The organism is Streptomyces sp. NPDC096311 (genome assembly GCF_044763085.1).
Taxonomy (GTDB): domain Bacteria; phylum Actinomycetota; class Actinomycetes; order Streptomycetales; family Streptomycetaceae; genus Streptomyces.
Map to the genome: position 1 here is coordinate 162,673 of NZ_JBIWFN010000021.1, position 20,144 is coordinate 182,816.

19 protein-coding genes and 2 pseudogenes are annotated in these 20,144 nt (G+C 70.4%); 13 read left to right on the plus strand and 8 right to left on the minus strand.

The genetic code is table 11. From position 1 onward, the window contains the following. Positions 1-54 precede the first annotated feature (54 nt). The gene (locus tag ACIRA5_RS41070) at positions 55-540 is read left to right on the plus strand and encodes a cation:proton antiporter regulatory subunit (RefSeq protein WP_168496318.1); all 486 of its coding nucleotides are present in this window, start codon (positions 55-57) and stop codon (positions 538-540) included. A gap of 4 nt (positions 541-544) precedes the next feature. Next, positions 545-1,804 carry a cation:proton antiporter gene (locus ACIRA5_RS41075; RefSeq protein ID WP_403699941.1) on the plus strand — a complete coding sequence of 420 codons (1,260 nt, stop codon included), beginning with the start codon at positions 545-547 and terminating at the stop codon, positions 1,802-1,804. A 24-nt stretch (positions 1,805-1,828) separates the two neighbouring features. Here ACIRA5_RS41075 and ACIRA5_RS41080 read toward each other — a convergent pair whose 3' ends face one another. After that, entirely contained in the window at positions 1,829-2,320 is a 492-nt protein-coding gene (locus ACIRA5_RS41080) for a MazG nucleotide pyrophosphohydrolase domain-containing protein (protein ID WP_403699944.1), read from the minus strand. A gap of 234 nt (positions 2,321-2,554) precedes the next feature. On the opposite strand from ACIRA5_RS41080, the gene ACIRA5_RS41085 reads away from it, so the two are divergent. Beyond that, on the plus strand, positions 2,555-3,553 hold the full coding sequence (locus ACIRA5_RS41085; RefSeq protein WP_403699947.1) for a TAXI family TRAP transporter solute-binding subunit: 999 nt from the start codon (positions 2,555-2,557) through the stop codon (positions 3,551-3,553). 42 nt (positions 3,554-3,595) lie between these two features. Here the strand turns inward: ACIRA5_RS41085 and ACIRA5_RS41090 are convergent, their stop codons facing one another. Together ACIRA5_RS41090 and ACIRA5_RS41095 are read right to left on the minus strand one after the other, a co-directional pair. Then, complete coding sequence (locus tag ACIRA5_RS41090; protein WP_403699950.1) at positions 3,596-5,005, minus strand: ATP-binding protein; 1,410 nt, start codon at positions 5,003-5,005, stop codon at positions 3,596-3,598. Between the two features lie 9 nt (positions 5,006-5,014). Further along, positions 5,015-5,701 (minus strand): response regulator transcription factor, encoded by a 687-nt coding sequence (locus ACIRA5_RS41095; protein WP_067375179.1) that lies wholly within the window; start codon positions 5,699-5,701, stop codon positions 5,015-5,017. Between the two features lie 297 nt (positions 5,702-5,998). Between ACIRA5_RS41095 and ACIRA5_RS41100 the strand changes: the two genes are divergently transcribed. The 8 genes and pseudogenes from ACIRA5_RS41100 to ACIRA5_RS41135 all read left to right on the plus strand — a co-directional run. Beyond that, a complete protein-coding gene (locus ACIRA5_RS41100) occupies positions 5,999-6,775 on the plus strand; it encodes an amino acid ABC transporter ATP-binding protein (protein WP_054229851.1) in 777 nt (258 codons plus the stop codon). A gap of 157 nt (positions 6,776-6,932) precedes the next feature. Further along, on the plus strand, positions 6,933-7,769 hold the full coding sequence (locus ACIRA5_RS41105; protein WP_403699954.1) for a glutamate ABC transporter substrate-binding protein: 837 nt from the start codon (positions 6,933-6,935) through the stop codon (positions 7,767-7,769). A gap of 73 nt (positions 7,770-7,842) precedes the next feature. Continuing rightward, positions 7,843-8,508, plus strand: a complete 666-nt coding sequence (locus tag ACIRA5_RS41110) for an amino acid ABC transporter permease (protein ID WP_403699957.1) — start codon at positions 7,843-7,845, stop codon at positions 8,506-8,508. Then, positions 8,505-9,401 carry an amino acid ABC transporter permease gene (locus ACIRA5_RS41115; RefSeq protein WP_403699960.1) on the plus strand — a complete coding sequence of 299 codons (897 nt, stop codon included), beginning with the start codon at positions 8,505-8,507 and terminating at the stop codon, positions 9,399-9,401. The genes ACIRA5_RS41110 and ACIRA5_RS41115 overlap by 4 nt, the downstream gene beginning before the upstream one ends. A 176-nt stretch (positions 9,402-9,577) precedes the next feature. Continuing rightward, positions 9,578-11,425 carry an FAD-dependent monooxygenase gene (locus ACIRA5_RS41120; protein ID WP_403699963.1) on the plus strand — a complete coding sequence of 616 codons (1,848 nt, stop codon included), beginning with the start codon at positions 9,578-9,580 and terminating at the stop codon, positions 11,423-11,425. Positions 11,426-11,680: 255 nt separating this feature from the next. After that, positions 11,681-11,728: a hypothetical protein gene (locus ACIRA5_RS41125; RefSeq protein WP_309506048.1), complete on the plus strand. Its 48-nt coding sequence runs from the start codon at positions 11,681-11,683 to the stop codon at positions 11,726-11,728. Positions 11,729-11,808: 80 nt separating this feature from the next. After that, positions 11,809-12,339: a cysteine dioxygenase gene (locus ACIRA5_RS41130; RefSeq protein WP_403699966.1), complete on the plus strand. Its 531-nt coding sequence runs from the start codon at positions 11,809-11,811 to the stop codon at positions 12,337-12,339. Next, positions 12,330-12,542, plus strand: a pseudogene (locus ACIRA5_RS41135) (sulfurtransferase); the annotation flags it as partial. The gene ACIRA5_RS41130 and the pseudogene ACIRA5_RS41135, both read left to right, overlap by 10 nt. Positions 12,543-12,547: 5 nt before the next feature. Here the strand turns inward: ACIRA5_RS41135 and ACIRA5_RS41140 are convergent. The 3 genes and pseudogenes from ACIRA5_RS41140 to recA form a co-directional block, all read right to left on the minus strand. Continuing rightward, positions 12,548-14,179, minus strand: a pseudogene (locus ACIRA5_RS41140) (IS200/IS605 family accessory protein TnpB-related protein). 141 nt (positions 14,180-14,320) lie between these two features. Next, the gene (gene recX, locus ACIRA5_RS41145; RefSeq protein ID WP_403699969.1) at positions 14,321-15,280 is read right to left on the minus strand and encodes a recombination regulator RecX; all 960 of its coding nucleotides are present in this window, start codon (positions 15,278-15,280) and stop codon (positions 14,321-14,323) included. 3 nt (positions 15,281-15,283) lie between these two features. Then, positions 15,284-16,408 carry a recombinase RecA gene (recA, locus tag ACIRA5_RS41150; RefSeq protein ID WP_352051072.1) on the minus strand — a complete coding sequence of 375 codons (1,125 nt, stop codon included), beginning with the start codon at positions 16,406-16,408 and terminating at the stop codon, positions 15,284-15,286. 327 nt (positions 16,409-16,735) lie between these two features. Between recA and ACIRA5_RS41155 the strand changes: the two genes are divergently transcribed. Next, positions 16,736-17,590, plus strand: a complete 855-nt coding sequence (locus tag ACIRA5_RS41155; protein ID WP_403699972.1) for a hypothetical protein — start codon at positions 16,736-16,738, stop codon at positions 17,588-17,590. A 22-nt stretch (positions 17,591-17,612) separates the two neighbouring features. Here the strand turns inward: ACIRA5_RS41155 and ACIRA5_RS41160 are convergent, their stop codons facing one another. Both ACIRA5_RS41160 and ACIRA5_RS41165 read right to left on the minus strand, forming a co-directional pair. After that, a complete protein-coding gene (locus tag ACIRA5_RS41160; protein ID WP_403699975.1) occupies positions 17,613-18,827 on the minus strand; it encodes an AI-2E family transporter in 1,215 nt (404 codons plus the stop codon). 60 nt (positions 18,828-18,887) lie between these two features. Then, positions 18,888-19,082, minus strand: a complete 195-nt coding sequence (locus ACIRA5_RS41165) for a DUF3046 domain-containing protein (RefSeq protein WP_095852261.1) — start codon at positions 19,080-19,082, stop codon at positions 18,888-18,890. Positions 19,083-19,162: 80 nt separating this feature from the next. On the opposite strand from ACIRA5_RS41165, the gene ACIRA5_RS41170 reads away from it, so the two are divergent. Continuing rightward, positions 19,163-20,116, plus strand: coding sequence for a hypothetical protein (locus ACIRA5_RS41170; protein ID WP_403699978.1), 954 nt, complete (start codon positions 19,163-19,165; stop codon positions 20,114-20,116). Positions 20,117-20,144: the final 28 nt, after the last annotated feature.

The following is a 20,144-nucleotide window of genomic DNA, read 5'->3' on the forward strand; positions in this document are numbered from 1 at the left end:
CCCGACGAGCGACACGACGCGATGAGCAACCGACTCGATGAACAAGGGGAGATCATGTCCACGCCACGCCTTCGGGCGACGCCACTTCCGGGCATCGGGGTCCAGTACGACCTCATGACGCGCGAACAGCGCCACCTGTCGGTGGTGGCGCACCGCGACGGCGCCCGCACCGTGAGCGTGTACCGCGCCGACGACCCCGACTCCTGCGCCCAGTCGCTGCGGCTGACGAGCGGCGAGGCTGCCTCGCTGATCGACGCGCTGAAGCCCTCCCACCACAGCCCGAGCCTGCTCTACACCACCGACCTCGGGCTGATCGCCGAGCGCATCGAGATCGCCGCGACCTCCCACTGGAACGGCCGGGTGCTGGGCGAGACCCGGATGCGGACCGAGACCGGCGCGTCGGTGGTGGCGGTGCTGCGCCGCGCCGAGGCCATCCCCTCGCCGACCCCGGACTTCCGGCTGGCGGGCGGCGACACTCTGATCGTCGTCGGCACCCGCGAAGGCGTCGACGGCGCCGCGGCGATACTCGGACGGGAGTGAGCGCGTGCACTCTGCTGTTCTGCTGATCGAGTTCGGCGCCATCATCCTGTGTCTCGGGCTGCTGGGGCGGGCCGCCGCCCGGCTGCGGTTCTCCCCCATCCCGCTGTATCTGCTGGCCGGTCTCGCCTTCGGCGAGGGAGGCCTGCTCCCGCTCGGCGCGAGCGAGGAGTTCGTCGCCACCGGCGCCGAGATCGGCGTCATCCTGCTCCTGCTGATGCTCGGCCTGGAGTACACGGCCAGCGATCTGGTCTCCAACCTCAAGGCCCACTACCCCTCGGGCCTGGTCGACTGCGCCCTCAACGCCCTGCCCGGCGCGGCCGCCGCGCTGCTGCTCGGCTGGGGTCCGGTGGCCGCCGTGGTCCTGGCGGGCGTCACCTGGATCTCCTCGTCCGGCGTCATCGCCAAGGTGCTGGGCGACCTGGGGCGGGTGGGCAACCGGGAGACACCGGTGATCCTCAGCATCCTCGTCCTGGAGGACCTGGCGATGGCGGTCTACCTGCCCATCGTCACCGCGCTGGTGGCCGGGGTCGGGCTGGCCGCGGGCAGTGTGACGCTCGCGATCGCCCTGGGAGCCGCCGGACTCGTCCTGTTCGTGGCCGTCCGCTACGGCCGTGTCATCTCCCGCTTCGTCTCCAGCGACGACCCCGAGAAGCTGCTGCTCGTCGTGCTGGGCCTGACGATCCTCGTCGCGGGCATCGCACAGCAGCTCCAGGTCTCCGCGGCCGTCGGGGCGTTCCTGGTCGGCATCGCCCTGTCCGGGGAGGTCGCGGAGGGCGCGCACACGCTGCTCAGCCCGTTGCGGGACCTCTTCGCGGCGATCTTCTTCGTCTTCTTCGGGCTGCACACCGACCCGGCGAGCATCCCGCCGGTGCTGCTGCCCGCGCTCGCGCTGGCCGTCGTCACGGCTCTGACGAAGATCGCCACCGGGTACTGGGCGGCGCGCCGGGCCGGTATCTCCGTGGGTGGCCGGTGGCGAGCGGGCGGCGCGCTGGTCGCGCGCGGCGAGTTCTCCATCGTCATCGCCGGGCTCGCGGTCACGGCCGGCATCGAACCCTCGCTCGGCCCGCTGGCCACGGCGTACGTGCTGATCCTGGTCGTACTCGGCCCGCTCACCGCCCGCTACACCCAGCCGCTGGCCGCACGGCTCACGGCCCGGTTCGGTCTCCCCGAGCGCCGGGGCCCCGCGGCACAGCCCGAGGGGGCGGAAACGGAACAGCCCGAGGCGGAGGGTGAGGCACGCCAGCAGACCGCCGTCGGGGACTGAGCCAGGCCGATCGAGCAGAGGGGCCTACGCGTCCGCGCCTGTCCACCCCTGCCCCCGCAGCACCTGCGACACGTCCGGCGCCCGGTAGTGCTCCCCCTTGAGGACCTTGCCGTCGGCCCGGCGGGCGACGCGGCCGTCGGGGCCCAGCTTCGTCATGTTGGAGCGGTGGACCTCGGCGATCACCGCGTCGAGGTCGATGCCGTGGACGAGCGCGGTGCCGTACGCCACGTACACGACGTCGGCCAGCTCGTGCGCCAGCCGGTCCAGCGGGCCCGAGACCGAGACCTCGGCGACTTCGGCGGCCTCCTCGGCGAGCAGTTCACCACGGTGGGCGGCGAGCGCCGGGGAGACCTCCGTCGGCGTGCTGCGCGCGTCGAGCCCGAAGGCGAGGTGGAACTCACGGACCAGGGAAGCGGGGGAAGGAGATGCGGGGGAAGGAGCTGCGGGGGAAGGAGTTGCGGGGGAGAGATCGGGAGACCCGGGAGAAGTGACCGGGGAGTCGGGCGAGGTCTGCATCCGCCGACCATACCGAGCCCGATTCCCCGCCCCCGCCGACCCTTCCGAGCCCGGTTTCCCGCCGCCGCCGACTCTTCCGAGCCCGGTTTCCCGCCCCCCTCCGACCATGCCGAGCTCAGTTCCCCGCCCCCGCCGACCCGTTGTCGCACCTCCCCCGCCCCCCTCACGGCCTCTCTCGCCCTCTCTCCGCCCCGCCCTGGTCAGGACGGCCCCCCGACTGGCAGGATCGCGCGCATGTTCCTGCCACTCCCCCGTATCGACCGGCGCCGCGCGCTGTTCGGCTCTGCCGCCGCGCTCGTGGTGTTCGGGCTGCTGTTGTGGTGGCTGCTGCCGCTGGGCGAGGAGTCGCCGGGCGGCCGGATCACGTTCAGCACGGGCACCCCGACCGGGGTGTACCAGAAGTACGGCACACTCCTGCAGACCGCGATCGCCAAGGACATGCCGCGCCTGGACGTCCGGCTGAAGAACAGCGACGGCTCGCAGGAGAACGTCCGCCGGGTGGCCACGGGCCAGGCCGACTTCACCATCGCGGCGGCCGACGCGGTGGAGACGTACATCCTGGAGAACAAGCCGGGGTCGGGCCAACTGCGCGGCTGCGCCCGGCTGTACGACGACTATGTGCACCTGGTCGTCCCGCGCTCCTCGTCCGTGCAGTCGGTGGCGGACCTGCGGGGCAAGAGGGTCGCCGTGGGACCGGACGGTTCCGGGGTACGGCTGATAGCGGAGCATGTTCTCCAGGCGGCCGGGCTCGACTCCGCGAAGGACATCAAGCCGTTTCCGGACGGCATCGGCACCATGCCGGACCTGCTCGAACAGCACAGGATCGACGCCTTCTTCTGGTCGGGCGGCCTGCCGACGAGCGCGGTGCAGCAGCTCTCGAAGCACTTCGCGGTCAGGCTGGTGCCGATCACCGGCGACCTCGTCGCGAAGCTGCACGAGCAGGGCGGCGCGGCCCGCTACTACCGGTCCGCGGTGATGCCCGCCGACGCCTACCCCGAGGCCCAGCAGGGCTCGTCCGTGCAGACGCTGGCGGTGGCGAACTTCCTGATCACCCGGGAGGACTCGGACGCCCGGCTCACCGAGGAACTCACTCGTACGGTGATCAACAGTCGCGACGGCATCGGCCGTCAGGTGCACGCGGCCCAGTTGGTGGACCTGCGCACGGCCATCTACACCGACCCGCTGCCCCTGCACGAGGGCGCCCGGCGCTACTACCGCTCGGTCAAGCCGTAGCGCCGACCACCACGTCCGCCCTGGGGGCCCTGGCCGCCCCGCTCACGACTCGGGCCGCGACCTCGGCACCGTCACCGTCACCTTGAGGCCGTGCGGCTCGTGACGGGCGTACGCGATGGAGCCGCCGCCCGCCGAGAGCAGCACCCGCGAGATGGACAGGCCGAGGCCCGAGCCCTTGATGTTCTGGTGCCCCGCGCTGCGCCAGAAACGGTCGCCGATGCGGGCCAGTTCCTCGTCGCTGAGGCCCGGACCGCGGTCGGTGACGACCACGGTCGAGACCTCGCCGTTCGACGCGACCGCCACCTCGACGTCCTCGCCCTCGGGCGTGAACTTCAGCGCGTTGTCGATCACCGCGTCCAGAGCGCTGGACAGGGTGACCGGATCGGCCCAGGCGGTGGTGGCCGGGCACGTGCCGGTCAGGCGTACTCCCCTGCTGTCGGCCAGTGGTGACCAGGACGCGACGCGCTCGGCCGCCAGCTCACCGATGTCGGTCAGCCGCAGGTCCGCCTCGGCGTGCTCGGCGAGCGCCAGGTCGAGCAGGTCGTCCAGGACCTCGGCGAGGCGCTTGCCCTCGGTGCGGACCGACGCGATCTCCTCGTTGTCCTCCGGCAGTTCGAGCGCGAGCAGTTCGATGCGCAGCAGCAGCGCCGAGAGCGGGTTGCGCAACTGGTGCGAGGCGTCGGCGACGAAGGCGCGCTGCTGTTCCAGGACGTCTTCGACGTTGTCCGCCATCTCGTTGAACGACCGGGCCAGGCGCCTGAGTTCCGGCGGACCACCCGCGACCGCGACCCGCGACTTCAGCCGCCCGGTCGCGATGTCGTGGGTGGTGGCGTCGAGGACGCGTACGGGCCTGAGCACCCAGCCGGTCAGCCGCAGCGCCGCGCCGAGGGCGAGGAGCATCGCGGCGACCTCGCCCGCACCGATGATCACCCAGCCGTGCAGGATCTTCGAACGCATCTGTCCGGTGGGCGAGTCGGTGACCACGACCGCGATGACGTCACCGTCCCGGATGACCGGGGACGCGACGACGAGCCGGTCGCGCTGCCACGGCCAGACCTGCTTCGGGTCGTGGCTGCGGCGGCCCAGGAGCGCCTCGTTGAAGGCCTCGCGCCCCTCGCCCTTCGCGGCCAGGTACCAGTTCTCGGGCGCGTTGGCCATGGGCGCGAGGTCGCGGTAGAAGACGCCGACACGGATGCCGTACACCTCGTAGTACGCGACGAGTTCCTTGCGCAGGGTCTCCCCGCGCTCGTCCGTCGTGCCCACCCGGGAGCCGCCGGCCGGCTCGTCGGTGACGAACTGCGCGAGGGCGGCGAAGCGTGCCGTGTCGTCGATGCGGTCGACGACCACACGCTGTTGCTCGGCGGCCGCGACACTCACGGCGAGCGGGATGCCGAGCGCGAGCAGCACGGCTGCCATCAGGACGATGAGCAGCGGAAGGAGGCGGGTGCGCACCGGTGCACGCTACGCCGTGGGAGCGACGAGCCGGTACCCCACGCCGCGCACGGTCTCGATCAGCGCCGGCATGCGCAGCTTGGAACGCAGGGACGCGACATGCACCTCCAGGGTGCGCCCGGTCCCCTCCCAACTGGTGCGCCACACCTCGCTGATGATCTGTTCCCGGCGGAAGACCACCCCGGGCCGCTGGGCGAGCAGCGCGAGCAGGTCGAACTCCTTGCGGGTCAGTTGGACCACCGAACCGTCGACGCTGACCTGGCGGGTGGGCAGTTCGATACGGACCGGCCCGAGCCGCAGCGCGGTGTCCCCGGAGCCGGCGGCGTCGTCGGGGACGCTGCGCCTGCTGACGGCGTGGATACGGGCGAGCAGTTCCCCGGTGTCGTAGGGCTTCACCACGTAGTCGTCGGCGCCGAGGTTGAGGCCGTGGATCCGGGACCGTACGTCGGAGCGGGCGGTGACCATGATCACCGGAGTGCTGGTGCGTTTGCGGATCTTGCCGCAGACCTCGTAGCCGTCCTGGTCGGGCAGGCCCAGGTCGAGCAGGACCACACCGAAGCCGTCGCTCTCCGGAACCAGTGCCTGCAGGGCCTCCTCGCCGCTGCGGGCGTGCGTGACGTCGAAGCCGTGTCGCGCCAGCACCGCGGACAGGGCCGCCGCGACGTGGTTGTCGTCCTCGACGAGCAGCAGTCTCATTCCGGCCCCCTCCGGTTCATCGGTCGTACGGTCCGATCCTGTTGGATCACGGCGCACACGCGTGTGCACCAAGGAAGTCACGCCGATGGATCACGACCGCGTCAAGAGGGTTCGGGTCGCGGAGGGCTTCCGTTACCCAGCCGGTACGCGGCCGACGCGCGGCCGCGCAACAGCTGCTACGACACGTGTCCGATTGCTACCGGATCGTGATGCTCAAGTTCCCCTCAGATGTAATGACGCTGGTCGCACGGGGTCACTACTGTCCACCGAAACCGAGGAGGACGGAGCCCCAGAGCGATGACCGAAGTATCGGTGGCCAAGGATGCCGTGGCCGCGACCGAGGACCTGGTCGTCCTGAAGAGCGTCAACAAGCACTTCGGCGCGTTGCACGTGCTCCAGGACATCGACCTGACGATCGCGCGCGGCGAGGTCGTCGTGGTCATCGGGCCCTCCGGGTCCGGGAAGTCCACCCTGTGCCGCACCATCAACCGCCTGGAGACGATCGATTCGGGCGACATCACCATCGACGGCAAGCCGCTGCCCGACGAGGGCAAGGCACTGGCCCGGCTGCGGGCCGACGTGGGCATGGTCTTCCAGTCCTTCAACCTCTTCGCGCACAAGACGGTGCTCGAAAACGTGATGCTGGGTCAGATCAAGGTCCGCAAGGCCGACAAGAAGGCGGCCGAGGAGAAGGCCCGCGGACTGCTGGACCGGGTGGGTGTGGGCACCCAGGCGGACAAGTACCCCGCGCAGTTGTCGGGCGGTCAGCAGCAGCGGGTCGCGATCGCGCGGGCGCTGGCGATGGACCCCAAGGTCATGCTCTTCGACGAGCCGACCTCGGCACTCGACCCCGAGATGATCAACGAGGTCCTGGAGGTCATGCAGCAGCTCGCGAGCGACGGCATGACGATGATCGTCGTCACCCATGAGATGGGCTTCGCCCGTTCGGCCGCCAACCGGGTGGTCTTCATGGCCGACGGTCGCATCGTCGAAGAGGCCGTGCCGGACCAGTTCTTCAGCAATCCCCGCAGCGACCGCGCCAAGGACTTCCTGTCGAAGATCCTTCACCACTGACAGCCTGCGCTTCTTCATCACTGAGGTTCGTCCCTGAACCGACGTTCATCGCTGACGTTCATCGCTTGCGTTCATTGCTTGCGTTCATCGCTTGCGTTCATCGCTGAAGCCCATGCCTGAAGACCTGCATCTCCTCACCACCCAAAGGATGTTCACCATGAAGCTCCGCAAGGTCACCGCCGCCTCGGCCGTCGTGCTCGCGCTCGCCGTGACCGCCACGGCGTGCGGTTCGGACGACAAGAAGGACAGCGACTCCTCCGGCGGCAACAAGAAGATCACCGTCGGCATCAAGTTCGACCAGCCGGGCATCGGCCAGAAGACCCCGCAGGGCTACGCGGGCTTCGACGTCGACGTCGCCACGTACGTCGCCGGAAAGCTCGGCTACAAGCCCGACCAGATCCAGTGGAAGGAGACGAAGAGCGCCGACCGCGAGAACGCGCTCTCGCGCGGTGACGTCGACTTCATCGCCGCCTCCTACTCGATCACCCCCGAGCGCCAGACGAAGGTCGACTTCGCCGGCCCCTACCTGCTCGCCCACCAGGACGTGCTGATCCGCAGCGACGACACCGCCATCAAGTCGCCGTCGGACCTCAACAGCAAGAAGCTGTGTTCCGTGACCGGTTCGACCTCGGCGCAGAACGTGCACGACAAGCTGGCGCCCAAGGCCCAGCTCCAGCAGTACCCGACGTACTCGGCCTGCCTGACGGGTCTGCAGAACAAGGCGATCGACGCCCTGACGACGGACGACTCGATCCTCGCCGGCTACGCCTCGCAGGCCGCCTTCAAGGGCAAGTTCAAGCTCGGCGGCTTCAAGATGACCAACGAGAACTACGGCATCGGCGTCAAGAAGGGCAGCGACCTCAAGGCCAAGATCAACACGGCTCTCGAGGCGATGGTCTCCGACGGTTCCTGGAAGAAGGCCGTGGACAAGAACTTCGGTCCGGCGAACTACAAGAACGAGCCCGCTCCGAAGATCGGCAACATCGTCAGCTGATGTAGGGCCCGCCGGTGCGCCGCCCTCGGGGGGGCGCACCCGGGCATCACCACACGCGGAAGCGCGGGAAATCGTGTTCGACTTTCTTCAAGGTTACGACCTGCTGGGAGCGTTCTGGGTGACGGTGAAGCTCACCGTCCTCTCAGCCGTCGGCTCCCTGATATGGGGAACCCTGCTGGCCGGCATGCGGGTCGGTCCAGTGCCTCTCATGCGCGGTTTCGGCACCGCCTACGTGAACATCGTGCGGAACATCCCGCTCACCGTGATCATCCTGTTCACCTCGCTGGGCCTGAACCAGACCCTGGGGGTGAGTCTCGGCGCGGACAAGTTCGAGACGATCAACTTCCGGCTGGCCGTGCTCGGTCTGATCGCCTACACCTCGGCCTTCGTCTGCGAGGCGCTGCGCTCCGGCATCAACACCGTGCCCGTCGGGCAGGCGGAGGCGGCCCGCGCCATCGGTCTGAACTTCACCCAGGTCCTCACCCTGATCGTGCTTCCCCAGGCGTTCCGTTCGGTCGTCGGTCCGCTGACGAACGTGCTGATCGCCCTGACGAAGAACACCACGGTGGCGGCCGCGATCGGTGTCGCCGAAGCGGCCACCCTGATGAAGTCCATGATCGAGAACGAGGCCCAACTCATCGCGATCTCCGCCGTCTTCGCCTTCGGGTTCATGTGTCTGACGCTGCCGACCGGCCTCCTCCTCGGCTGGGTGGGCAAGAAGGTGGCGGTGAAGCGATGACGTCCGTCCTGTACGACGCCCAGGGCCCCCGCGCCAAGCGGCGCAACATCCTCTACTCGGCGCTGTTCCTGGTCGCCTTCGCGGCCCTGTTGTGGTGGGTGATCACCAGCCTCAACGACAAGGAACAGCTCGCCTGGGAGAAGTGGAAGCCCTTCGTCCATGGGGAGGCCTGGAGCACGTACCTCTGGCCTGGACTGCTGAACACCCTGAAGGCCGCGGCCCTCGCCATGGTCATCTCCCTGCCGCTCGGCGCCGTCTTCGGCATCGCCCGGCTCTCCGACCACGCCTGGATACGGATACCCGCGGCCGCGGTCGTGGAGTTCTTCCGCGCCATCCCGGTGCTGGTCCTGATGATCTTCGCCGTCGCCGCGTACTCCGAGTACACGAACATCAGCTCGGACGACCGTCCGTTCTACGCGGTTTTCACGGGACTGGTGCTCTACAACTCCTCGGTCCTCGCGGAGATCGTCCGCGCGGGCATCCTGTCGCTGCCCAAGGGGCAGTCCGAGGCGGCCATGGCCGTCGGTCTGCGCAAGAACCAGGTCATGCGGTTCATCCTGCTGCCGCAGGCGGTCACCGCGATGCTCCCGGCGATCGTCAGCCAGCTCGTCGTGATCGTGAAGGACACCGCGATCGGCGGCGCGATCCTCACCTTCCCCGAGCTACTCGCCTCCGTCGGCCCGATGAGCGCGTACTACGGCGCGAACACCATCGCCAGCTTCACCGTCGTGGCCCTGATCTACATCGCGCTCAACTTCAGCCTCACGAGCATCGCGAGCTGGCTCGAGGGACGACTGCGGCGCGGCAAGAAGTCGACGGGCGTGGTGCTTGCGCCGGCCGCGGTCGGGGGCACGGAGTCGACCGGCGCGGGCGGCGCGGGCGGCAGCATCTGACGGATCCTCACCCTTCATCGGTGTCAACGGGGGCAGTGGCATGATCGCCACTGCCCCCGTCACTTGACGCAAGCACCGGCAATGGGTTGCATACGTTCTGTGATCGTGCACCCCGTTCCAACTGCCTGTTCCCGACCGTTCCTCAGGACACCGCTCCGGGCAGGGGGCCGCGCGCCGTGGACCCGGTGATCATCGTCGGCGCGGGGCCCGTGGGCCTCACGCTGGCCCTTGCGCTGGCCCGCCAGGAGGTCCCCTGCGTGGTCCTCGACGAGGGGCCGGACAAGGACGAACAACGGCTCGCGCGGACGGTGGTGCTGCGCGAGGACACGGCCGCGCTCGTCGAGCGCCTGACGGGCCTGCCCCTCACCGATGCCGGCTTCCGTTGGGCCGGATGGCGGTCGATGCGGCGCAAGCAGGTGATGCGCGAGATCGACTTCGCTGCCCGGGCGTCCGACACGGACTCGCCGGACTTCGAAGCCGATGCGCACGGCCCCGGGGGCGAGGCGCACGGCGCGGTAAGCGGCACGCAGGCCTTTGGGGGCGGCGCGCACGGCTCGAGGAGTGGCGCTCAGCGCTCCGGGGGGAGCGCACGGGACCCGAAGGGGAGCGCGCAGAGCCTGAAAAGCGCTGGGCTCGGCCCGACCGCGGACGCGCAGGACTCCGAGGGCGCCGACGTGCCCGCCCCGCTGCACCTCGCCCAGCACGCGCTGACCGGCGCCCTGCGCGAGGCCATCATCCACGAGCGGCTGATCAAGGTCGCCGTGGGCAGCCGCCTCGACTCGATCGAGCAGGAGTCCTCGGGCGTCACGGCGCACACCCGCGGTCCCAACGGCACATGGTGGCGCGGCAGTTACCTGGTCGGCTGCGACGGACCGCGCTCGACCGTGCGCAAGCTCCAGGACATCCGCTTCCCCGGACGTACAGCCGTCGAACGATACGCCGTCGCGGCGCTGCGTACGGAACTTCCCTGGCCCGGCCAGGCGTTGTTGCACCGGATGCCTCCGTGGCGGACGTCGGGCCCCGCGAGCGGGGAGGTGACCGCGCGCCCCCTCGCCGACGACGTGTGGCGGCTGGACTGGCTGTTGCCGCCCGGCAAGGACCTGGTCACGCCCGACCTGCTGGTGGCGCGCATCCGCGAGACCCTCGCGGGCTGGAACGCGGGCTCCACACCCCCGTACGAGCTGCTCGACACCGGAGTCCACACCATCCACCACCGCCTCGCCCGCCGCTGGCGGGCCGGCCGGGTCTTCCTCGCCGGGGACGCCGCGCACCTGCTCGGCGCGCTCGGCACCCAGGGCCTGGACGAGGGCCTGCGGGACGCCGACAACCTCGCCTGGAAGCTGGCGCTCGCCTGGCACCACGGCCCGCACGAGGCACTGCTCGACAGCTACCAGGCGGAGCGGCGGGCCGTCGTCGCCGCCCGGCTGCGCGCCGCCGACCAGGCGCTGCCACTGCTGCGCGGCGGCGGAGGCCTGCGCTCGTACGTCCCCGGGTCGGCCCGTGGCCACGACGCGCTGCTCACGGACGGCCACCTGGGACGCGGCCCGCTGGGTGCGCCGGGGGCGTACGTCGACTCGCCGCTCGCGCCCGCGCACACCGAGTCGGAGACCCCGGTGGACACGGCTCCCGGTGCGCCGGTCGTCGACGTACGCGTGACCGCGGAGGACGGCTCGTTCGTACAACTGCGGGAGCGGCTCGGTCGCGGGGTGCTGCTCGTCGTACTGATTGCTCCGGGTACGGGCGTGTGGGCGCGCAAGCACTGGGTGACGGCCGGGATCATGCCCCGGCTCGCGGCCGCGGTGACCGCGCTGCCGCATCGCGCCGAGCTGCTGGTCGCCGAGAGCTATCCCGGTGCGGCGGCACACACCGTGCTCCTGGTGCGTCCCGACGGCCACCTGGTCACCGCGCTGAGCGGGGTGCGCCCGGCCGACCTGTACACGGCGGCCGAGACGGCACTGGGCGGCCCCGCCACGGCGGAGGCGGAAACGGAAGCTGAGGCGGAGACCGCGGCGAGTACGAGCTGATGCTCCTGGTGGTCCGGGCCGCCCCGGACCACCGGGGCCGGACCACCGGGGCCGGACCACCGGGGCCGGACCACCGGGGCCGGACCACCGGGGTCAGGTCGCCGAACTCGTCCGGGGTGGGCGGAGCCACGGCCGTCGCGGCACCCTCGGTCACCGTATGGTCCACATAGTGACAGTGAGTTGACCGGCCCGGACCGCCATGGTGTACTCCGGATCGTGACCGACACCTGTGTGCGCCTGTGGCGGAGGGTCCATATGGACCTCGTCCGCTATGCGGGCTGCGTGTGTCGCCCGTCCTGCTGAATTCGCAGCTCTTCTCTCCCCGCGCGCCGCCTCTGTCTGTTGGCTGCCGCGCGCCCACGCGAACGCCCAGGACGGTACCCGTGTCTGTGTCCACGCCTTCCCCCTCCGCACCGGTCCAGGCTCCGACCCAGGCCGACCTGTTCGACTTCGTGCGCCGCACCGCCGCCGACGCCGAACTGATCGACTCCCTCCCGCTCGACCCCGAGGGCCGCACCTGGGTGCGTCTGGTGGGCCCCGGCGGCAGCGAGGCCTGGCTCATCGGCTGGCCCCCCGGCACCGGGACCGGCTGGCACGACCACGCCGACTCGGTCGGCGCCTTCGTCGCCGCGGCGGGCGAACTCAAGGAGTACTCGCTCGCCGCCCGCCTGCCCACCGACGGCTGGAAGACCCTCGAACTCTCCGAGGACGTCGACCGCGAACGTCGACTGCCGGCCGGCGAGGGCCGCTCCTTCGGCCGCCACCACGTGCACGAGGTGCTCAACGAGTCCACCGAGCAGCACGCGATCTCCGTCCACGCGTACTACCCGCCCCTGCCCCGGATCCGCCGCTACAGCCGCACGGGGCAGGTACTGCGCCTGGAGCACGTCGAGCGTCCGGAGGACTGGCAGTGAGCGCACCCCGCCCGGTGGGTATCGACGCGTTGCTGGAACGGGTCCGCGAAGGACTCGACCGGGTGGAGGCCGAGGAGGCGTACTCCGCCACGCAGGCCGGCGAAGCCCTCCTTGTCGACATCCGGTACGCCGCCCTGCGCGAGCGCGACGGACTGATCCCCGGCGCCCTCGTCGTCGAGCGCGAACTGGAGTGGCGGCTCGACCGTTCCTAAAGACTGAGCGGGAATGAGTCCTGTTGCCAGGACTCGTGCTCAGCCGTGTGCCCCGGACGGTGTTGGGCACACTGGTCCCCCGCGTTCGCTCCGCGTCCGGGCGGCACGGATCGTGTCCGTGGTCCGGGAATGCGGGGGCGGGTTCCCTCACGCCAGGGGATGTCCGGTCGGGCCTGGGCGGTCCGATGCCCCGCACGATCGCTCTGGTCGTGCGGGGGCGGTGCCGTCCGTCGCCGGATCGGGTGTCCCTGGGCGCGCCTTCCGATCGCCACCGCTGCCGCGTCATGGCGAGTCGTCCTACGGTTGCTGCTGGTGAGAGGCCTCTGCCAGTGCTGGCCGCCCCACCGGGAGGTGTAAGCGGGGTCCACGGCGATGATCGCGATGCCCGTCTGGTCGGCCATGGAGGTCAGCCGGGCGCGGAGCCTGCCGGTGGGCATGCCGGAGATGACCTGCCGGAACCGCTTCCTGCGGCCGTGCTTCTCGCGGGTCTTGTCCGCGGCGAAGTCCAGGTCCTCGATGGCGATCGCCTTCACCCCACAGGCCAGGGCCCAGTGCAACAGCCGTGTGAGGGCGTGGCGGACCTGGGCGTCGCGGTGCTCCCGTGTGCCGGACAGGTCGTAGAGGAAGCGGCGGGGGGTGCCGGTCGGGTTGCCGTGGGTGTCCAGGCGCCAGGCGGCGAGGTGGTCGGCGTTCATGTCCACCCCGATCACGCCGTCGGCGAGCGCGGCGCGCAGGGGGATGGCGGGGGTGGGCGGGATCTGCCAGGAGGCGGTCAGATACCAGCGGTTTCGGCCCACGTCCAGATGAACGCGGTAGGCGACGGCCCGGTTGGCCTCAATCCGGTCGGCCCACTCGGTGCCCCGGTGCGCGAACGTGGCGCGGCAGGCGAGGACGTACCGGCCGTGCCCGGCGTTCGCCAGATGCCCGAGCGGCGCGGGGAGCTTGATGCTCACCTCGCCCTCGGGGCTGACGCGGATCGTCTCGTTGCCGTAGCGCTTGCCGGACTCGCCATCCGCCTGGCAGAACCAGCGCTCGGCCTCCCAGAGTTCACGCCACTGGGCCTCGGTGAGGCGGGCGGCGTCGAGGTGGTGGCGGGTGCGGGCCAGGTGCTTGCCGCCGCGTACGACGTGCACGAGTCCGGCTTCGCGGTCGGCCCGCTCGGCGGCCAGCCGGTCTTCCAGCACGTGCAGGCGACGCGCCTTGGCATGCCACTCCCGCTTCGACCGGTAACCGCCCGGCGCCTTCCTGGAACCCTTCTGCCCGAGGGGCAGGGACAGCCGGTGTGTGAGGGTCCTGATGCCCGCTTCCAAGTTCTGGACGTGCGCCAACTGACAGCGGCGGGCCAGCACCCACTGGTCGTGCGACGCCTTGGTGATGCTGCCCGCCCAGCGCGACGACGAGAGAGGCGTCAGCTCGCGCTTGCGGGCCGCCCAGATGTCGGCGGAATGCTCCAGCCCGTCCCGGCACCGCGCCGCAAGATCCTTCGCAGCGAGCGACCCCAGATACGCACCTACCAGCCGCAGCACCTCCTCGTCCCCAGGGGGCAGGCGCTTGAGCCGGGTCCTGACCGCCACGCCGGTCGGACCGGACGCGACGAAGGACTCCGCCACCTTCCTCAGTTCGCCCATCCTTCACCCCCGCTCGTCCCACCCGAAGATCCCGACACCGCATCCAACGAGCACCGCCTGAAAAGGTCACCCATTCGACGCACGAACACCAGTTCCCTCCAGGCGCGTGGCACGACGCCTCACACCGGCACTCGCTCCTGCTCACCAGAACGTGCTCGAGTCTCCATCGGCAGCAGCTCCCAACCCCTCCGTGTCCTCGCCCTCTTCCTCCAGCGCCTGGCGAACCACGCGCAGCGCCATCCCCTCGCCGTAGCCCTTGCGGGCGAGCATGCCCGCGAGGCGTCGCAACCGTTTGTCGCGGTCGAGGCCGCGCGTGGAACGGAGCTTGCGCGCGACGAGCTCGCGCGCCGTCGCCTCTTCCTGCTCGGAGTCGAGCTGCCCGACGGCCTCGTCGATCAGCGTCGAGTCCACGCCCTTGGTCCGCAGCTCCCGCGCGAGCGCCCGCCGGGCCAGACCCCGGCCGTGGTGCCGGGACTCCACCCAGGCGTCCGCGAAGGCACCGTCGTTGATCAGCCCGACCTCCTCGAACCGTGACAGCACCTCGTCCGCCACATCGTCGGGGATCTCACGCTTGCGCAACGCGTCCGCGAGCTGTTTCCGCGTGCGCGGGGTCCCGGTGAGCAGGCGCAGACAAATCGCCCGCGCCCGCTCAGCCGGGTCCGCTGGAGGCTCCCCCTTCTCGGCCCTCGACGAGGAAGGAATGCCTCCGTCCTGTGGGTCGTCGGACGGCTCACCGAAACCGCCACGCCTCCGACGCCCTCGTCCACCTCGCGGCCCCCCATCGCCGCGCCCCCCGTCACCACGCCGCCCACCGCCACGGCGCGATCCACCGCCCGGAGAATCGTGACCGTCCGTCAGACCGTCGCCTTCGCCGTAGCCCGTCGGACCGTCACCGCCGTACGGATCCCCGCCATGGAACCCCTCGGGGCCATACGTGTCACCGGAGTACGCGGAGGAGTCGCCATACGTCTCGTCCCCGTACGGCCCGTCCCCGCCGTGCGCTCTTTCACCGTCTCCGGCCGAGTCGCCGTTCCCCCCGTGCCCCTGCCCCCGCGGGGGGACGGGGTAGGCGTACTCGGCCCAGTCGGTTCGTCGCGTCATGGACTAGCTCTTGGCCGCCGCGGCCTTGGACTTGGTGGCCTTGGCCGCCGGAGCGGGCACCGTCTTCGCGGCCTCGTCCGAGGCGGTCGAGACCGCCGCGTCCGCGCCCGGCTCGGCGGTGGGCTCCGCCGGCCTCACACCGACGCCCAGCTTCTCCAGGATCTTCTTCTCGATCTCGTTGGCGAGGTCAGGGTTGTCCTTCAGGAAGTTGCGCGCGTTCTCCTTGCCCTGGCCGAGCTGGTCGCCCTCGTACGTGTACCAGGCGCCGGCCTTGCGGACGAAGCCGTGCTCCACGCCCATGTCGATCAGGCCGCCCTCGCGGCTGATGCCGTGCCCGTAGAGGATGTCGAACTCGGCCTGCTTGAAGGGCGGCGCGACCTTGTTCTTGACGACCTTGACGCGGGTGCGGTTGCCGACCGCGTCGGTGCCGTCCTTCAGCGTCTCGATGCGGCGGATGTCGAGTCGCACCGAGGCGTAGAACTTCAGCGCCCGGCCACCCGTCGTGGTCTCCGGGGAGCCGAACATCACGCCGATCTTCTCGCGCAGCTGGTTGATGAAGATCGCGGTGGTCTTCGACTGGTTGAGCGCGCTGGTGATCTTCCGCAGGGCCTGGCTCATCAGGCGGGCCTGCAGACCCACGTGCGAGTCGCCCATCTCGCCCTCGATCTCCGCGCGCGGCACCAGGGCGGCGACGGAGTCGATGACGATCAGGTCGAGCGCACCGGAGCGGACGAGCATGTCCACGATTTCCAGCGCCTGCTCGCCGTTGTCCGGCTGGGACAGGATCAGGTTGTCGATGTCGACACCGAGCTTCTTCGCGTACTCGGGGTCGAGGGCGTGCTCGGCGTCCACGAAGGCCACCTGGCCGCCGGCCTTCTGCGCGTTCGCCACCGCGTGCAGCGTCAGCGTCGTCTTACCGGAGGACTCCGGGCCGTACACCTCCACCACTCGGCCGCGCGGCAGGCCACCGACACCGAGGGCCACGTCGAGCGCGGTCGACCCGGTGGGGATGACCTCGATGGGCTCGTTCGGCCGCTCGCCCAGGCGCATCACCGCGCCCTTGCCGAATTGCCGTTCAATCTGTGCGAGCGCGGCGTCGAGCGCCTTCTCGCGGTCCGTACCTGCCATGGGTTCCACCCGGTTTGCTTGAGTCGATCGCTTCACGTCAAAGACGCTAACGCCTGCCACTGACAATGCGCCCCGACGCCCGTCCAGCCTGTGGATAACTCGGGTACATCTCTGCGAAAACCCTGCCGAAATCCCCGCCGAGAGCCCAGCCGGAGATTCCATAAGAATGGATGTTCGATTTTGGTGTCAAGCGCACCACGCGGCACCTCCGAGCCTACGTTCGCGGACCGACAACGGCCTGGATCCCCGCCTACTCCACGGGGCGTACCACCGGAGTCTTCGGCCGTACGACGACCTCACGGCCCTGGCCGCCGAAGCTTGGACCTCATGGAGAGCCGCAGCGGAACCCCCGCTCCCGCCGTGACCACCGCCGTCGCCCCAACCGCACAACCGTCTCCGGCACGACCGTCTCCGGTGGGCCCCGGGTGGCGTGGGGCGTGGCACGGAGTGCGTCCCGCCGAGCGGCTCTGCCACGCGACCGGCGCCGTGCTGGTGCTCTCCGGGTTGGCGCATCTGGTCGTCTTCGCCGTGGACGGCGGCCCCTGGGACGGGCCCGTCTCCTGGCGCAAGCCCGTCACGTTCGGGCTCTCTTTCGGGCTGACGCTGATCGCGATCACGTGGGTCACGTCGTATCTGCGGGTCGGAACGCGTCTGCGCTCGGCGCTGCTCGTCGTGTTCGCCGCCGACTGTGTCGTGGAGGTGGGCGGGATCACCCTTCAGGCGTGGCGCCGGGTGCCCTCGCACCTCAACATGGAGACCGGCTTCGACACGGCGGTGTCGATGACGCTCGCGGTGGGCGGCGGGGTTCTCGTGGTGCTGCTCACCGTGTTCGCGGTGGCCTCCTTCAGGAACCGGCCCACGGGCCCACTGGGGATGCCGCTCGCGCTGCGCTCCGGATTCGCGATCCTGCTCGTCGCGTTGGCGTCGGGCGCCGCGATGATCGCGCGCGGGGTCGTCCTCACCCGCACCGGTCACCAGGAGGCGGCGTACCACTCGACGGCCCCGCTCAAGCCGCTGCACGGAGTGAGCCTGCACGCCGTGCTGGTCCTGCCCGCGCTGGCCTGGCTGCTGTCGCACACGCCGTGGAGCGAGCGGACACGGCAGCGTGTCGTCCACGCGGCGGTCGGCTGCTACGCGGCGGCGGTCCTGGGCGCCGGAGTGTGGGCGGCCCTCACCTGGTGAACCCTGGTGAACCTCATCGGCCTCATCGGCCGAGCAGCCCCCGCAGACGGGCGCGGAAGGAGGGCGACCTCCTGGTCCGGTGACCGTGCACCCGGGGGTCGTCCGTGACGTCGTACCGCTTCACATAGGCCCCCAGGAAGGCCTGGAGGGTGGCGATCGCGGGGATGGCGATCAGGGCGCCCACGGCCCCGAGGAGGGCGGTGCCCGCGATGACCGAGCCGAAGGCGACCGCGGGGTGGATGTCCACGGTCTTGGCGGTCAGCTTGGGCTGCAGTACGTAGTTCTCGAACTGCTGGTAGACCACGACGAAGATCAGCACCCACAGCGCGTACCAGGGGTCGATGGTGAAGGCGATCAGCATCGGCAGGGCGCCGGCGAGATAGGTACCGATGGTGGGGATGAACTGCGAGACCAGACCCACCCAGACGGCGAGCACGGGCGCGTAGGGCACGCCCAGGGACTGCAGCAGGATGTAGTGCGCGATGCCGGAGATCAGCGCCATCAGACCGCGCGAGTACAGATAGCCGCCGGTCTTGTCGACGGCTATCTCCCACGCGCGCAGCACCTCGGCCTGTCGCGCGGGCGGCAGCACGGAGCACAACGCGCGCCGCAGCCGGGGCCCGTCGGCCGCGAAGTAGAACGAGAACAGCGTGATCGTCAGCAGCTTGAAGAGACCGCCGAGCACCTGTGCGGACACGTCCAGGACGCCGGTCGCGCTGTTCTGCACGTACTTCCGCAGCCAGTCGGAGTGCACCAGGCTGTCCTGGACGTCCACCCGTCTCACATGGGTGTGGAAGCTCGAGTTGATCCAGTTGATCACCGAGTCCAGGTACTCGGGGAAGCCCTCGATCATCTTGATGATCTGCCCCGCGAGCATCGAGCCGAGCAGCGTGATGAATCCGGCCGTCACGATCAGCAGACCGAAGAAGACGAGGAAGGCGGCCAGCCCCCGGCGCATACCGTACGAGGCCATCCAGCTCACCGCGGGCTCGATGGCGAGCGCCAGGAAGAACGCGATCAGAATGTTGATCAACAGCCCGATGAGCTGGTGGAACGCCCAACTGCCCAGTTGGAACAGGGCGACGAGGGTGAGCGCGAGCACCATCGCGCGCGGCAGCCAGCGCGGCATGTGCGCGCCCTGCCCTGGGGCGTCCCCGCCCGGGGGCGGAGTGGGCGGCGTCGTGCCGAAGGGGGATGTCTGCTGGTCGACCTGCGCGGTCTCGTCTGTCGGGGCCACGGGGCAAGTCTCGCCCACGCCACCGACAATCGGTGACCGGCCCCGGATCTTCGGGGTCCGTCAGCGGTTTTCGTACGGAACGTTCATGGTCGCGCACACCACGCGCCACACGTCCTTGGCCTCCCAGCCGGCGTTCAGCGCCTCGTGCACGGTCCGTCCGCCGAGGTCCGTCATCACATGATCGCGCGCGAAGGTGTCGGCGTACGCCTCACCGAAGTGATCCGCCATCCGCTGCCAGAAGACCGTCAACCGCATGACTCCAGTATCCCGCCCCTGAGAGTGGGCCCGGGCCGGGACCCCTTGCCGAGACCGCTTTCCGTCCTACGGTCTGAGACATGGCCGAATCAGGAGCATCCCCACTCCCCCCGACGCCCCCGGCGCACACCCCGCTCTCGCGCGCCGAGCACTTCATCTGGCTCACCGCACGCGTGCTGGAGCAGCGCCGTTTCGCGTACCACTTCCTGGACAGCGACGTCGGCGCCGCCGACGCGGTGGAGACCGCGCTGGCCGCCTACCGCAACGACGACGAGGGATACGGTCACGCGCTCGAACCCGATCTCCGCGGTCCGGTCAGCCAGCCGCTGCACACCGGGCACGCGCTGCGCGTCCTCGACTCGATCGGGCGGTGCGGCGGACAGCGCGTGGAGCGCGTGTGCCGCTACTTGACCTCGGTGTCGACGGCGGACGGCGCGCTGCCGGCGGTCCATCCCAGTCAGCGTGGCTATCCGCACGCTCCTTTCGTGCCGATCGTCGACGACCCGCCGAGTGAACTCCTCGCCACCGGGCCCGTGGTGGGCCTGTTGCACCGCAACGAGGTGTGGCACGCCTGGCTGTTCCGGGCCACCGACTTCTGCTGGCGGGCGGTCGAGTCCCTGGACAAGTCCCACCCGTACGAGATCGAGGCGGCCGTGACCTTCCTGGACTCCGCCCCCGACCGACCCCGCGCGGAGGCCGCCGCCGACCGGCTGGGCCGCCTGGTGCGCGAGCACCGGCTCGCGGCACTGGATCCGGCGCGCCTGGAGGCGTTTGCGGTGGCGCCCGGATACGCGCCGGACGAGCATCACTTCCCGCACGACTACGCGAAGACCCCGGGGTCACTCGCACGCGCATGGTTCACCGACGAGGAGATGGCGCGCTCGCTCGACTTCCTGGCGGGCGAGCAGCGTGAGGACGGCGGCTGGCCGATCCGCTGGCGCCAGTGGGCACCGGGTACCGCCCTGGAGTGCCGCCCCATGGTGACGATCGAGGCCCTGCGCACCCTACGGGCGTACGGACGGCCCATCGGCTGAGCCACGCGGGCGGTTCCCGGCCCGCACA

What these genes read in the sequence shown, in the direction of transcription:
- ACIRA5_RS41070 (WP_168496318.1), top strand. Translation starts at nt 55, where the DNA reads ATGTCCACGCCACGCCTTCGGGCGACGCCACTTCCGGGCATCGGGGTC.
- ACIRA5_RS41080 (WP_403699944.1), bottom strand. Translation starts at nt 2,320, where the DNA reads ATGCAGACCTCGCCCGACTCCCCGGTCACTTCTCCCGGGTCTCCCGAT.
- ACIRA5_RS41085 (WP_403699947.1), top strand. Translation starts at nt 2,555, where the DNA reads ATGTTCCTGCCACTCCCCCGTATCGACCGGCGCCGCGCGCTGTTCGGC.
- ACIRA5_RS41095 (WP_067375179.1), bottom strand. Translation starts at nt 5,701, where the DNA reads ATGAGACTGCTGCTCGTCGAGGACGACAACCACGTCGCGGCGGCCCTG.
- ACIRA5_RS41100 (WP_054229851.1), top strand. Translation starts at nt 5,999, where the DNA reads ATGACCGAAGTATCGGTGGCCAAGGATGCCGTGGCCGCGACCGAGGAC.
- ACIRA5_RS41105 (WP_403699954.1), top strand. Translation starts at nt 6,933, where the DNA reads ATGAAGCTCCGCAAGGTCACCGCCGCCTCGGCCGTCGTGCTCGCGCTC.
- ACIRA5_RS41115 (WP_403699960.1), top strand. Translation starts at nt 8,505, where the DNA reads ATGACGTCCGTCCTGTACGACGCCCAGGGCCCCCGCGCCAAGCGGCGC.
- recX (WP_403699969.1), bottom strand. Translation starts at nt 15,280, where the DNA reads ATGACGCGACGAACCGACTGGGCCGAGTACGCCTACCCCGTCCCCCCG.
- recA (WP_352051072.1), bottom strand. Translation starts at nt 16,408, where the DNA reads ATGGCAGGTACGGACCGCGAGAAGGCGCTCGACGCCGCGCTCGCACAG.
- ACIRA5_RS41155 (WP_403699972.1), top strand. Translation starts at nt 16,736, where the DNA reads ATGGAGAGCCGCAGCGGAACCCCCGCTCCCGCCGTGACCACCGCCGTC.
- ACIRA5_RS41165 (WP_095852261.1), bottom strand. Translation starts at nt 19,082, where the DNA reads ATGCGGTTGACGGTCTTCTGGCAGCGGATGGCGGATCACTTCGGTGAG.
- ACIRA5_RS41170 (WP_403699978.1), top strand. Translation starts at nt 19,163, where the DNA reads ATGGCCGAATCAGGAGCATCCCCACTCCCCCCGACGCCCCCGGCGCAC.